Source organism: Bradyrhizobium sp. Mp27, from assembly GCF_029953005.1.
GTDB classification, from domain to species: domain Bacteria; phylum Pseudomonadota; class Alphaproteobacteria; order Rhizobiales; family Xanthobacteraceae; genus Bradyrhizobium; species Bradyrhizobium barranii.
The window spans coordinates 313,931-326,241 of record NZ_JASAUS010000001.1; the positions used below are offsets into that span (position 1 = coordinate 313,931).

At 62.3% G+C, this 12,311-nt stretch carries 12 protein-coding genes; 6 read left to right on the forward strand and 6 right to left on the reverse strand.

Translation table 11 applies throughout. The annotated features are described in order from the left end of the window. Positions 1-193 precede the first annotated feature (193 nt). Positions 194-2,323: an acetate--CoA ligase family protein gene (locus QJT78_RS01320; protein WP_028150267.1), complete on the reverse strand. Its 2,130-nt coding sequence runs from the start codon at positions 2,321-2,323 to the stop codon at positions 194-196. Between the two features lie 347 nt (positions 2,324-2,670). Between QJT78_RS01320 and QJT78_RS01325 the strand changes: the two genes are divergently transcribed. The 5 genes from QJT78_RS01325 to QJT78_RS01345 all read left to right on the forward strand — a co-directional run bounded on the left by QJT78_RS01325 (position 2,671) and on the right by QJT78_RS01345 (position 8,241). Continuing rightward, positions 2,671-3,366 carry a GntR family transcriptional regulator gene (locus tag QJT78_RS01325; RefSeq protein WP_162136472.1) on the forward strand — a complete coding sequence of 232 codons (696 nt, stop codon included), beginning with the start codon at positions 2,671-2,673 and terminating at the stop codon, positions 3,364-3,366. A 74-nt stretch (positions 3,367-3,440) separates the two neighbouring features. Continuing rightward, complete coding sequence (gene oxc / locus QJT78_RS01330; RefSeq protein WP_281460168.1) at positions 3,441-5,174, forward strand: oxalyl-CoA decarboxylase; 1,734 nt, start codon at positions 3,441-3,443, stop codon at positions 5,172-5,174. 147 nt (positions 5,175-5,321) lie between these two features. Further along, on the forward strand, positions 5,322-6,599 hold the full coding sequence (gene frc, locus QJT78_RS01335; RefSeq protein WP_028150264.1) for a formyl-CoA transferase: 1,278 nt from the start codon (positions 5,322-5,324) through the stop codon (positions 6,597-6,599). A gap of 350 nt (positions 6,600-6,949) precedes the next feature. Further along, the gene (locus tag QJT78_RS01340) at positions 6,950-7,921 is read left to right on the forward strand and encodes an MFS transporter (protein WP_049831743.1); all 972 of its coding nucleotides are present in this window, start codon (positions 6,950-6,952) and stop codon (positions 7,919-7,921) included. Next, on the forward strand, positions 7,918-8,241 hold the full coding sequence (locus QJT78_RS01345) for a hypothetical protein (protein ID WP_240537460.1): 324 nt from the start codon (positions 7,918-7,920) through the stop codon (positions 8,239-8,241). Before QJT78_RS01340 ends, QJT78_RS01345 begins: the two co-directional genes overlap by 4 nt. A gap of 250 nt (positions 8,242-8,491) precedes the next feature. Here QJT78_RS01345 and bioB read toward each other — a convergent pair whose 3' ends face one another. Next, positions 8,492-9,478, reverse strand: coding sequence for a biotin synthase BioB (gene bioB, locus QJT78_RS01350; protein ID WP_028151475.1), 987 nt, complete (start codon positions 9,476-9,478; stop codon positions 8,492-8,494). A gap of 305 nt (positions 9,479-9,783) precedes the next feature. On the opposite strand from bioB, the gene QJT78_RS01355 reads away from it, so the two are divergent. Continuing rightward, a complete protein-coding gene (locus QJT78_RS01355; protein WP_028151476.1) occupies positions 9,784-9,966 on the forward strand; it encodes a hypothetical protein in 183 nt (60 codons plus the stop codon). Between the two features lie 206 nt (positions 9,967-10,172). Here the strand turns inward: QJT78_RS01355 and QJT78_RS01360 are convergent, their stop codons facing one another. From QJT78_RS01360 to QJT78_RS01375, 4 genes are all read right to left on the reverse strand, one after another. Next, positions 10,173-10,397 (reverse strand): hypothetical protein, encoded by a 225-nt coding sequence (locus QJT78_RS01360; RefSeq protein WP_028151477.1) that lies wholly within the window; start codon positions 10,395-10,397, stop codon positions 10,173-10,175. A gap of 54 nt (positions 10,398-10,451) precedes the next feature. Then, the gene (locus QJT78_RS01365) at positions 10,452-10,694 is read right to left on the reverse strand and encodes a hypothetical protein (RefSeq protein ID WP_028151478.1); all 243 of its coding nucleotides are present in this window, start codon (positions 10,692-10,694) and stop codon (positions 10,452-10,454) included. Between the two features lie 97 nt (positions 10,695-10,791). Continuing rightward, a complete protein-coding gene (locus tag QJT78_RS01370; RefSeq protein WP_028151479.1) occupies positions 10,792-11,001 on the reverse strand; it encodes a cold-shock protein in 210 nt (69 codons plus the stop codon). A 333-nt stretch (positions 11,002-11,334) separates the two neighbouring features. Then, positions 11,335-12,303: a hydrolase gene (locus QJT78_RS01375; RefSeq protein WP_028151480.1), complete on the reverse strand. Its 969-nt coding sequence runs from the start codon at positions 12,301-12,303 to the stop codon at positions 11,335-11,337. Between the last annotated feature and the right edge of the window lie 8 nt (positions 12,304-12,311).

The following is a 12,311-nucleotide window of genomic DNA, read 5'->3' on the forward strand; positions in this document are numbered from 1 at the left end:
GCTTGCGGGGCCGCGACGAGCTTCGCTCGCGCTGAGTGGGTCAGGGTGAGGGGGAGTCTCCGCAAGGACGGTGACAGTTAGACTCGTGGAGAGTCCCCCTCACCCGAATTGCTTCGCAATTCGACCTCTCCCCGCGCGCGGGGAGAGGTGAATAACCACCCGCTCCGGATCATACCGAAGCGACTTCGTCATCTCAGAGCAGCCCTGCCCCGCGCGCCCACTTGTACTTGGCACCAAGCACCTCGACCGGGAGCTCGGTGGAGTAGGCGTAGGCCGGGATGCCGTTCTGGTAGAGATATTCGGCGGCTTCCTCGACCTCGACGTCGCCGGCGAGCGAGGCGACGATCGGCTTCACGAAGCCCTTGGCCTCCATCTCCTTCTTCACCTCGACCATGTTGCGAGCGAACACCATCGGCGGCGTGACGATGGTGTGCCAGTAGCCGAGGATCAGCGAATGGATCCGCTCGTCCGACAGGCCGAGCTTCACCGTGTTGACGTAGGTGATCGGCGGCTCGCCGCCGGTGATATCCACAGGATTTCCGGCCGCACCGAACGGCGGGATGAACTTGCGGAAGGCCGCATCCAGATCCGGCGGCATCGACATCAGCGACAGGCCGTTGTCGACGCAGGAGTCCGACAGCAGCACGCCCGAGCCGCCCGCACCGGTGATGATCAGCACGTTCTCGCCCTTCGGCGTCGGCAGCACCGGCACGCCACGGGCGAATTCGAGCAGCTGCCGCAGCGAGCGGGCCCGGATCACACCGGACTGCGCCAGGACATCCTCGTAGATCTTGTCGTTACCGGCGAGCGCGCCGGTGTGCGACGAGGCCGCCTTGGCGCCGGCCGAGGTGCGGCCGGCCTTGAGCACGATGACCGGCTTCTTCTTGGAGACGCGCTTGGCGGCTTCCGCGAAGGCGCGGCCGTCCTTGAGGTCTTCGCAGTGCTGCGCGATCAGGTTCGTGTTCGGATCCTGCTCGAAAAAGGCGAGCAGATCGTCCTCGTCGATATCGGACTTGTTGCCGAGGCCGACGATCGCCGAGACGCCCATCTTCGCCGAGCGCGAGAAGCCGATGATGGCCATGCCGATGCCGCCCGACTGCGACGACAGCGCGGCGTGACCCTTGACGTCATAGGCCGTACAGAAGGTCGCGCAGAGATTGGCCGGCGTGTAGTAGAAGCCGTAGATGTTCGGCCCCATCAGGCGGATGTCGTACTTCTTGCCGACCTCGACGATCTCGGCCTGAAGCTCCGGCGCGCCGGCTTCAGCGAAGCCCGACGGAATCAGCACCGCACCCGGGATTTTCTTCTCGCCGCATTCGGTGAGCGCCGCCGCCACGAACTTCGCGGGGATCGCGAACACGGCCGTGTCGATCACACCCGGAACGTCCTTGACGCTCTTGTAGGCCTTGTAGCCGAGGATCTCGGCGGCCTTGGGGTGGATCGGATAGATGTCGCCCTTGTAGCCGCCGTTGATGAGGTTCTTCATCACGGAGTTGCCGATCTTGCCGTCCTCGGCGGAGGCGCCGACCACGGCGACCGCCTTCGGCTGCATGATGCGGCTCATGGCCGCGACGATCTCTTCGGTCGGGCGCGGCTTCGGCTTCGGCACATAGGCGAAGTCGACGACGATGCGCACGTCGGCGGCGATCGCGTCCTTGGCCGTCGCGAACACCGGGTTGAGATCGAGCTCGACGATCTCAGGGAAATCGGTGACGAGCTGCGAGACCTTGACGATGACGTCGGCAAGCGCCGTGCGGTTCACCGCCTCGCCGCCGCGAACGCCCTTCAAAATCTCATGCGCCTGGATGCCGTCGAGCATCGAGAGCGCGTCTTCCTTGGTCGCGGGCGCGAGACGGAAGGTGATGTCCTTCAAGACTTCGACCAGCACGCCGCCGAGGCCGAAAGCGACCAGCTTGCCGAACGAGCCGTCGGTGATCGAGCCGACGATGACTTCGGTGCCGCCGGCCAGCATCTGCTGCACCTGGACGCCCTCGATCTTGGCATCGGACTTGTACTTCTTGGCGTTGGAGAGAATGGTCTCGTAGGCCTTCTCGGCATCCTCGGCCGTCTTGAGGCCGACGATGACGCCGCCGGCTTCGGTCTTGTGGAGAATGTCCGGCGAGACGATCTTCATCACCACCGGGAAGCCCATCGAGGAGGCCATTTTGCCGGCCTCGCCCGCCGACCTCGCCACGCCCTCCTTCGGCACCGGAATGCCGTAGGCGTCGCAGACCAGCTTGCCTTCCGGCGCGGTCAGGCTGGTGCGGTTGTCCGCCTTGACCTGGTCGAGCACTTTGCGGACGGCATCTTTGGAATTGGACATATGGCTTCTCCCTTGACCTCAGTTCGTTCTTTCAAAGCGCGCGCGCGTAGCGGCTGCCCGTGATGCTTGCCATTCGCCGCGCTCTGTTCCATGTCGCGGAACGGAGTGGCATAAAGCCCACATTACTCCGCCGCTTTGGATCAAAAATGGCTGGCGATGGCATTTGGTATGCCAGAAGCCAACTTGTCAAGCTGCTGCATGACTTAGAACGCCGCAAAAAATAGCCAGCTTGACATTCTGGCATGTGGTATGCCAAAAACTTTCCCGTTAATAATCCTGTAAAAGACGACTCCCACTGGAGGAGATTCGTCGTGTCACTGCGGAAACCAACCAAGGCGTTGCCGAACATGACCGAGGCAGATATCGCAATCGTTCGTATTGCCCCGGAGAGCAGCTTCAAGAACAAGGCGTATGACGCCTTGAAGGAAGCCATCCTCAAGATGGACATCTACTCGACGCCCGAGCCGGTGATGCTCGACGAGCGCGCGTTGTCCGAACGCCTGGGTGTCAGCCGCACCCCGATCCGCGAAGCCATCGCGATGCTCGAGCAGGACGGTTTCGTGAAGACGGTTCCGCGCCGCGGCATCATGGTGGTGCGCAGGACCAAGAGCGAGATCGTCGACATGATCCGCGCCTGGGCGGCGCTCGAGAGCATGGCGGCCCGCCTGATCACCACCACCGCACGCAAGAAAGACATCACGGCGCTGCGCGACTACTTCAAGGATTTCGGCAAGGATCGCCTGCCCGAGGATCACGTCGAGGAATATTCGCGCGCCAACATCGCCTTCCACCAGGCGCTGATCTCGCTGTCGGAATCGCCGGTGCTGGTCGATCTCACCAACGACCTGCTGCTGCACGTGCGCGGCTACCGCCAGCTCACGATCGGACGCAAGGACCGCACCGCGACCTCCCTGCCCGAGCATCTCGCCATGATCGAGGCGCTGGAGGCGCGCGACACCGAGCTCGCCGAGAAGCGCGCCCGCGACCACACCCTTGGCCTTGCCGCTTACGTCGAAGCACACGGTCAAGAACTGTTCACCTAGCAACGTCCACCAGAAGGGCGAGCCATTCGCCCACAAAGCCAAAAACGGCATATGAGACCAGGGAGACAAGGCCCATGCTGAATACCGCGACCAAGTCCGAAGCACCGGGCACCGAGCAGGAATTGACGGATGGTTTTCATCTCGTCATCGACGCGCTCAAGCTGAACGGCATCAACACCATCTATAATGTGCCGGGCATCCCGATCACGGATTTGGGCCGCATGGCGCAGGCCGAAGGCATTCGCGTGATCTCCTTCCGCCACGAGCAGAACGCCGGTTACGCCGCGGGCATTGCCGGCTACCTCACCAAGAAGCCCGGCGTCTGCCTCACGGTGTCGGCGCCCGGCTTCCTCAACGGTCTCACCGCGCTCGCGCACGCAACCACCAACTGCTACCCGATGATCCTGATCTCGGGCTCCTCCGAGCGCGAGATCGTCGACCTCCAGCAGGGCGACTACGAAGAGATGGACCAGCTCGCGATCGCCAAGCCGCTGTGCAAGGCGGCCTATCGCGTGCTGCGCGCCCAGGACATCGGCATCGGTCTCGCCCGCGCCATCCGCGCCGCGGTCTCGGGCCGTCCGGGCGGCGTCTATCTCGACCTGCCGGCGAAGCTGTTCGGCCAGGTGATGAACGCCGATGCCGGTCAGAAGTCGCTGGTCAAGGTGATCGACGCCGCGCCCGCGCAGATCCCCTCGCCCGCTTCGATCAAGCGCGCGCTCGACGTGCTCAAGGCGGCGAAGCGCCCGCTCATCATCCTCGGCAAGGGCGCGGCCTACGCGCAGGCCGATGAAGAGATCAAGTCGTTCGTCGAGAAGAGCGGCGTGCCGTTCCTGCCGATGAGCATGGCCAAGGGTCTCCTCCCCGACACGCATCCGCAATGCGCTGGCGCCGCGCGCTCCACGGTGCTGAAAGAATCCGACGTCGTGCTGCTGATCGGCGCCCGGCTGAACTGGCTGCTCTCGCACGGCAAGGGCAAGAGCTGGGGCGAGACCCCGAAGAAGTTCATCCAGGTCGACATCGAGCCGCGCGAGATGGACTCCAACGTCGAGATCGTCGCGCCCGTGGTCGGCGACATCGGCTCGGTCGTATCGGCCTTCAATCAGGCGATCAGCACGGGTTGGACCGCGCCGCCGGCCGAATGGACCAAGGCCATCGTGTCTAAGCGTGACGAGAACGTCGCCAAGATGGCGCCGAAGCTCATAAACAACAAGTCGCCGATGGACTATCACGGTGCGCTCGGCGTGCTGAAGAACGTGATCAAGGACCATCCCGAGGCGATCCTCGTCAACGAGGGCGCCAACACGCTCGACCTCGCCCGCGGCGTCATCGACATGTACAGGCCGCGCAAGCGCCTCGACGTCGGCACCTGGGGCGTGATGGGCATCGGCATGGGCCAGGCGATCGCGGCGGCGCTCGAGACCGGTCACCCCGTGCTGGCGGTGGAAGGCGACTCGGCCTTCGGCTTCTCCGGCATGGAGGTCGAGACCATCTGCCGCTACAACCTGCCGATCTGCGTCGTCATCTTCAACAATGACGGCATCTATCGCGGCACCGACGTCAACAGCGTCAACGCCGATCCCGCAACGACGGTGTTCGTCAAGGGCGCGCGCTACGACAAGATGATGGAAGCCTTCGGCGGCGTCGGCGTGAATGCCACCTCGCCCGACGAGCTCAAGCGCGCCGTCAACGAGGCGATGGCCTCGGGCAAGCCGACGCTCATCAACGCGGTGATCGATCCGGCCGCGGGCTCGGAGAGCGGCCGCATCGGCAACCTCAATCCGCAGAGCGTTCTGCAGAAGAAGAAGTAAGGCGTGATCCGGAAAGGCGCCCAGCGGTTTTCCGAACAGATCATGCCCAAACAAAAGAGCTGAAGCGCCAAGCGCGCTTTAGCCTCCTCTCCTTCAACCCTATTCCCTGCCGGGTGCAGGGGCAGACACAGAGTACGGAGCAATACGATGACCAAAGCGCTCACGGGCGTTCGCATTCTCGACTTCACCCACGTCCAGTCCGGACCGACTTGCACGCAGCTGCTGGCATGGTTCGGCGCCGACGTGATCAAGGTGGAACGTCCGGGCGTGGGTGACATCACCCGCGGCCAGCTGCAGGACATCCCGAACGTGGACAGCCTGTATTTCACCATGCTCAACCACAACAAGCGCTCGATCACGCTCGACACCAAGAACCCCAAGGGCAAGGAAGTCCTCACCGAGCTGATCAAGAAGTGCGACGTGCTGGTCGAAAACTTCGGCCCCGGCGTGCTCGACCGCATGGGCTTCCCCTGGGAGAAGATCCAGGCGATCAACCCGAAGATGATCGTCGCCTCGATCAAGGGCTTTGGCCCCGGCCCCTACGAAGACTGCAAGGTCTATGAGAACGTCGCGCAGTGCACCGGCGGCGCCGCCTCGACCACCGGCTTCCGCGACGGCCTGCCGCTCGTCACCGGCGCGCAGATCGGCGACAGCGGCACCGGCCTGCACCTGGCGCTCGGCATCGTCACCGCGCTCTATCAGCGCACGCATTCGGGCAAGGGCCAGAAGGTCACCGCGGCGATGCAGGACGGCGTGCTCAACCTCGCCCGCGTCAAGCTGCGCGACCAGCAGCGCCTCGCGCATGGTCCGCTCAAGGAATACAGCCAGTTCGGCGAAGGCATTCCGTTCGGCGACGCCGTGCCGCGCGCCGGCAACGATTCCGGCGGTGGCCAGCCCGGCCGCATCCTGAAGTGCAAGGGCTGGGAGACAGATCCCAACGCCTACATCTACTTCATCACCCAGGCCCCGGTCTGGGAGAAGATCTGCGACGTGATCGGCGAGCCCACCTGGAAGACCGATCCGAACTACGCCAAGCCGGCCGTCCGCCTGCCGCGCCTCAACGAGATCTTCGCCCGCATCGAACAGTGGACGATGACGAAGACGAAATTCGAGGCGATGGAGATCCTCAACAAGGACGACATCCCCTGCGGCCCGATCCTGTCGATGAAGGAGATCGCCGAAGACCAGTCGCTGCGCGCCACCGGCACCGTGGTCGAGGTCGATCACCCGACCCGCGGCAAGTACATCTCGGTCGGCAACCCGATCAAGCTGTCGGACTCCCCGAGCGACGTGGAGCGCTCCCCGCTGCTCGGCGAGCACACCGACGAGATCCTGCGCTCTGTGCTCGGCTTCAGCGACCACCAGGTCGCCGACATCCACAAGTCCGGCGCGCTCGATCCGCCGCAGAAGCAGGCCGCTGAGTAAGCCGCACCACGTTGAACGAGACGAAAGGGCCGCCCGAAGGGGCGGCCCTTTTTGCTTGTGCAGGCCGTGCGGTCGCGGCTCTGACCAAAAAATTGAAAAACAACCCCATGCACAGTAGCTAACCTCTTGGCCACGAAGGAATTTCGTATTTCACGAAATGTCTTTGACGCGTCGGGCAAAACAGGGGTATTATGCCATCATCCGAAAAGTGAACGTTTTGCGCGGCGACGAGCACTTCGCGGCACGATCGAGGTGATTATCTCGAGACAAAGGGCCGCCGGTTTCGGCGGCGAGCTCCGGCATAGCTTTCGGCTTTTTCAGAGAATTCATTTCATCGAAGGGATTTGGCCATGCTTGCTGAATTCATCGCACGGCATGCGGCAGCGCGAAACATCCACTACGGTTGGGTAATGGCTGCACTGGGATTTCTCTATTCGCTGTTTGCAAGCTCGGCGCTCGGCGTGCCCAGCGTCCTGATGCGGGAGATCGCTTCTGACATCGGCGTCAGCATGAGCGAGTTGTCTGCATCGCAAGGACTTCGCTTCGCGCTGTTCGGACTGGTGGCGCCGTTCGCCGGCGGCTTGATGCTCCGCTACGGTCAGCGGATGATGCTGTCAATCGCCGGAACGCTGGCGCTAGCCGGACTGCTGCTGACGATCGTCATGACGAACCGGTTCGAAATGTGGCTCGGCCTCGGGCTTATTCTCGGCATCGCGCCGGGGCTCACGGCCCTGCAACTTGCCGCGGTCATCTCGGTACGCTGGTTCACGACCCATCGGGGATTGGTGGTCGGCCTCCTGAACGGATCAATCGCAACCGGCACTTTGATCTTCATGCCGCTGGGCGCGTGGATCGCCGAGAATTGGGGCTGGCGCGTCGCGCTTGTTCCGTCCGGATTCGGTCTTCTCGTCTCGCTCGTCCTCTTTCTGCTGCTCGGGAAGGACCGCCCCCAGGAATTGGGGCTGGCGCCACTCGGAGAGACGGCGATGCCGCCGGTGCCCGCAATTCCCGCGCAGAACTTTGCGGCAATCAGTTTCCGGGGCCTGCGCCTGGCATCAACCCGTCTGGTGTTCTGGGTGCTGGCGCTGACGTTCTTCATCTGCGGTGTATCCAGCTACGGGCTGACATCGACACACTTCGTGCCATTCTGCGGCGATCTCGGCTTGCCGGTCGTGACATCGGCAGGTTTGCTCGCCATGATCGGGGTGTTCGATCTGATCGGTACGATCGGATCGGTACGATCGGATCGGGATGGCTGTCCGACCGCTACGACAACCGATGGCTGCTGGCGATCTATTACGGCTTTCGCGGACTTGCGTTGATCTGGCTCGTGGAGTCCAACGCAACGTTGGGAGCGATGAGCGCGTTCGCGATACTCTACGGCCTGGATTTCATCGCGACTGTTCCGCCTACGGTGAAGTTGACGGTCGGTACGTTTGGGCGGGAGATGGGGCCGGTGGTCTTCGGCTGGATTTTTGCCGCCCACCAGCTCGGCGTTGGCCTGATGGCATTTGCCGCGGGCGTCAGCAGAGATACGCTAGGGACTTATGTGCCGGCGTTTCTTCTCGCCGGGGTCCTCTGCCTTTTGGCCGCTGCAGCCTTTGCGCTGGTGAAGGGTCCGGCGGTTCCGGCTCCCGCATAACGGACCCCTCTCGCCCCGCCGCAGAAGCAGGCTGCTGAGTAAGCGGGACCATCAGAGAAGACGAAGGGCCGCCGATTTCGGCGGCCTTTCTTTATCTGGCGTTGGCTAGAGCCTTTCCCGTTCCGATGGAATCGGAACAGAGCTCTAGATTCTTGTTTTGACGCGTTTTCTTGACGCCAACCGGCATGCACTTCGCTCGAAAACGCTCTAATCCGGAAAGCGCACAGTGGCTTTCAAGAGGGATCACGCTTCAGAGCGCCTCCAGTCCGAGCCGGCGGAACAACTTTCGATCGGCTTCGTCCTGCGGATTGCCTGCCGTCAGCAGCGTGTCGCCGACAAAGATCGAGTTTGCACCGGCAAAGAAGCACAGCGCCTGCATCTCGTCGGTCATCGCCGACCGCCCCGCCGAGAGTCGCACGAAAGAGGCCGGCATCATGATACGCGCCAGCGCGACAATGCGCACGAACTCGATCGGACCTATCGGCGTCGCCTTCGCCATCGGCGTTCCCGGAATCGGGATCAGCATGTTGATCGGCACACTCTCCGGCGCTTCCGGGAGGTTGGCGAGCGTGACCAGCATGTCGACGCGGTCCTGTTCGCTCTCACCCATGCCGAGAATTCCGCCGCAGCACACTTTCATGCCGGCCTCGCGGACATGCTCCAGCGTATCGAGACGATCGGCGAACGTGCGGGTGGAGGTAACGCTCGGATAGTAGCGCTGCGAGGTATCGATATTGTGATTGTAGTAATCAAGCCCGGCGGCACTCAGCCGCTCGGCCTGATCCCGGTCGAGCATGCCGAGCGTCATGCAGGTCTCGAGCCCGAGTTCCTTCACGGCTCCGACGACCTCGACAATGGCATCCATGTCGCGCGGCTTCGGATTGCGCCAGGCCGCCCCCATGCAATAACGCGTCGCGCCGCTGTCTTTTGCCTTGCGTGCCTCGGCAACGATCTTCCCGACCTCCATCAACTTGGAGGCTGCAAGAGCGGTCGCATGATGCGACGACTGGCTGCAGTAACCGCAGTCTTCCGGACAACCACCTGTCTTGATGTTCAGCAGCCGGCTCAACTGCACGCGATTTGGGTCAAAATGCTCCCGATGTACGGATTGTGAACGGAAGAGCAGATCGTTGAAGGGAAGCTGGTAAGCCGCCCATGCATCTTCAGCGGTCCATCTTTGAGACCTTTGCGGCCTTTCCTTCGCGGGGGTTGTCTCCCCGTCGTTCGCACCGAGCATTGCACATCTCCTGACATTGCGGCGGGACAATCGCACTATCGCAAACCTGGCGCCAGTCCGCAGGTTCCTTGGAACATAAGCGGCGGCGTGCCGTTGTTGCCTAAGCCGGCGTGCTATCCCGACGTACGAGCAACGCAGCCGCCAAGGCGAGTAACTGAAACACATCGCAAAAGCATCTGCGCAACGCCGCAGAATTGGCCTTCTTCTCGCCCCGAAAGGTAGCAAGCCTACGCACAGCGTTTGCGGGTGGGAGGCGTCGGCCAGCACCTGTCCCGTCACAGCTTGTTGATCAAAACGAGGTCGAAATGTTGAGAGATCAATCCTCGGATCGGGCCAAGCGTGAAGCCAACAAGGCGTTCAAGCCTGTCAAAACGCAGAAGCCGATGAATGACTATGCGAAGGACCAGCACTCCTTCAACGAGAATCGCGAACGGCTGAAAGCGGAGCGACTGGCCCGCGAGGCCGAGCCGAAGCACCGCCCTGAATAGGACGCGTTCGCTGCCGGGTCACGATGTTGCATCCGCGCGATGAAGGCTGGCGCTGGGCGCGTCGCGTCGAAATCGACGCCTGACCCAGAGCGCGATGAGATCGGAATGAATCGTCATCGCGCTTTAGGCTATTGTTTGAGCATGATCTTTTCTGAAAACCGCTTCGCACTTTGCGCTAACGCGGCCCTTCGGGTCCGGATCATGCTTCAGAGCATCGAGAGCACGACGATCCCGTCTTCGAGCTCCCCGGAGGCCAATCGGCTCCGCGCGATGCGCTCGAACTCCGTCCGGTACTTCTGAAGATAGCTGAAGGCCTGCTTCTGCGTCTGGAACGTGGTCGCAAGGCGGCACATCTGCCGGCCGGCGCCAAGCGCGAGAAAGAAGGTGATTGTGCCACCGCTGTCCGACTTGATCCTAGGCACGATCCGCACTCTTTGGCATGTGACCGGCCCTCTCCAGATTTTCGTCGACGCAGTTGAATTCGACTATTGCGTCAGCTTTCTCTTGCGCTTCGTCAGGGTTGGCGGTGGCAGCGATGCTTGAAGAGTTGCGTCGGCCGCTTCCTTGGCCTCACGCAGTTCGCGAAGCCGCGCCATGTTCTTGCGAACATCGACGGCCTGTCTCTCGACGTCCGCCATTGCTCGCGTTCCCTCCTCGGCAGCCAAACGCTGACGGTTGGAACGCGCAATGCTTTGGGGTGACGGTTCAGCCGACTTCTTGCCGCTCATGCTTCACCCACTCCGGAAACGGACAAAACCCGCTCAATCCCTGGGATCGAGCGGGCAGCGTGGCCGTTTCAGTACATCCGTGAAACGGCGCAGGATCTTAGGCCAGCGAGAGATTCTCTGCGCTGACCTTGCCTCGCATCTTGTCGGTCTTGGCCTCGAAGTTGACCTTCTGGCCCTCGGCGAGACCTGAGAGACCAGCCCGCTCGACCGCGCTGATGTGAACGAACACATCGTTGCCGCCGTCGTCGGGCTGAATGAATCCAAAGCCCTTTTGGCCGTTGAACCACTTCACGGTACCTGTCGTCATTATTCTTCTCCAAAGCGCATACGCGCACATTCCGCGTGACACTCACGCAGAACCAGATTCAATTCGTCGATGTCTCTGGAAAAGGAGCCCGCGGGCGCATTCAACAAGGCACAGCGGCTGAACGAACAGCACCAACGTATACCTCATCGGCGCCAGTTGCAAGGCTTGGCGGGATTTAATGCCTCATGGGCTTCCGCGGAACAATTCCGACTTTGCGGATTCAGGCCCGAAAGGCGCCTGAGGCAAGGTGAATTGCGCGTTCGCAGCCGCGATTTGATGCCGGCTAACTGTGCTGGCCCGAGAGCGTCGACACGATGCCGCGCTATCGAGCGCTCACCGTACACCACCAGCAAGCCGCTCTCGGAAGAACCGAACCACGGCAACGTCGAACTCGCGGTGAAAGTCGGCCCGGTCAAAGCCCTCGGGATCAGAGCAAACCTGGGGCCTCAATGCTGCGAGTTCTGCCGTACAGGGTGGCAGAAATGCATAATGACCGGCCCGCACGACGTGAATGTCGGGCTTACCCGGCAGACTGCCCGTCACGCGCGCGACGCCTGCCGCGTCTACGCCTCCGCCGCCCAGCTCGGATCGCCAAACCTGTAGCGGGGCTCCGATGCCCGCCAGATTCTCGGGCGTGAATGAAAAACTCACGGCAGGATCGACGATCACCGCGGCCTTGATCCGGGCATCGTGTGGCGGATCGGGAGGAAACTCGCCAGCGCGCAGCTCCTCGCAGACTTCCGACTTGTTCTCTTGCTTACAGACAAGCCTGCGAAAATCGGGCTGACCGCCAACCAGAACGAGTCCGGTGAAGGCGCCGAGGGAAAAGCCAAAGAGGCCTACCCTGGCAGGATCGATCGCGGCCTTGTCCTTCCACTCGTGCAACATGAAATCGAGGAGGCGGACCATATGTGCCGGACGCGACGCCCAGACAGACATCCCGCGCTCCGACATGTCGTTGGTATTGTTGCCGGGATGGTTGATCGCAGCGACGATAAAACCGGCGTTCGCCAGCGCTTCTATGATGTCGAGGTGAAGTGCGAAGTAGCCGCTATTTCCATGGGAGACGATGACCAATGGCAGCTTTGTGCCCGTGACGGGACAGTCCTTCGCTCCCTCCAGCCAATCGACCGTGGGCACCGAAAGGCTGCCAAGCGCCACACGTGCCGGCTCCGCCGCGCAGGGATACCAGATCGCACCTGACAGTGCGGGGTCGGATTGGAGAAGCTGAATGCCTGCAGCCTTCGCAGGCGAGCCAAGGCAACAGAGCGTGACAGCGAAAGCCCAAAGCGTGTTGCGCAACGGAAGTT

What these genes read in the sequence shown, in the direction of transcription:
- QJT78_RS01320 (WP_028150267.1), bottom strand. Translation starts at nt 2,323, where the DNA reads ATGTCCAATTCCAAAGATGCCGTCCGCAAAGTGCTCGACCAGGTCAAG.
- QJT78_RS01325 (WP_162136472.1), top strand. Translation starts at nt 2,671, where the DNA reads ATGACCGAGGCAGATATCGCAATCGTTCGTATTGCCCCGGAGAGCAGC.
- oxc (WP_281460168.1), top strand. Translation starts at nt 3,441, where the DNA reads ATGCTGAATACCGCGACCAAGTCCGAAGCACCGGGCACCGAGCAGGAA.
- frc (WP_028150264.1), top strand. Translation starts at nt 5,322, where the DNA reads ATGACCAAAGCGCTCACGGGCGTTCGCATTCTCGACTTCACCCACGTC.
- QJT78_RS01340 (WP_049831743.1), top strand. Translation starts at nt 6,950, where the DNA reads ATGCTTGCTGAATTCATCGCACGGCATGCGGCAGCGCGAAACATCCAC.
- bioB (WP_028151475.1), bottom strand. Translation starts at nt 9,478, where the DNA reads ATGCTCGGTGCGAACGACGGGGAGACAACCCCCGCGAAGGAAAGGCCG.
- QJT78_RS01355 (WP_028151476.1), top strand. Translation starts at nt 9,784, where the DNA reads ATGTTGAGAGATCAATCCTCGGATCGGGCCAAGCGTGAAGCCAACAAG.
- QJT78_RS01365 (WP_028151478.1), bottom strand. Translation starts at nt 10,694, where the DNA reads ATGAGCGGCAAGAAGTCGGCTGAACCGTCACCCCAAAGCATTGCGCGT.
- QJT78_RS01370 (WP_028151479.1), bottom strand. Translation starts at nt 11,001, where the DNA reads ATGACGACAGGTACCGTGAAGTGGTTCAACGGCCAAAAGGGCTTTGGA.